This is a genomic window from Clostridium collagenovorans DSM 3089 (genome assembly GCF_900130005.1).
In the GTDB taxonomy this organism is placed as follows: Bacteria; Bacillota; Clostridia; order Clostridiales; family Clostridiaceae; genus Clostridium_D; species Clostridium_D collagenovorans.
Genome location: NZ_FQXP01000002.1, coordinates 1 through 258, shown reverse-complemented (window position 1 = coordinate 258; position 258 = coordinate 1). Strand labels below are relative to the sequence as shown.

The 258-nt window shown below is 57.0% G+C and carries 1 rRNA gene; it reads right to left on the bottom strand.

The features are described 5' to 3' along the window. Window positions 1–258: ribosomal RNA gene (locus BUA48_RS00010) — 16S ribosomal RNA — on the bottom strand; the annotation flags it as partial.

Here is a 258-nt window from a genome sequence, read left to right as displayed (position 1 = left end):
TTGCCACCTACGTATTACCGCGGCTGCTGGCACGTAGTTAGCCGTGGCTTCCTCCTATGGTACCGTCATTATCTTCCCATAAGACAGAGCTTTACAATCCGAAGACCTTCATCACTCACGCGGCGTTGCTGCGTCAGGGTTTCCCCCATTGCGCAATATTCCCCACTGCTGCCTCCCGTAGGAGTCTGGGCCGTGTCTCAGTCCCAATGTGGCCGATCACCCTCTCAGGTCGGCTACGCATCGTTGCCTTGGTGAGCC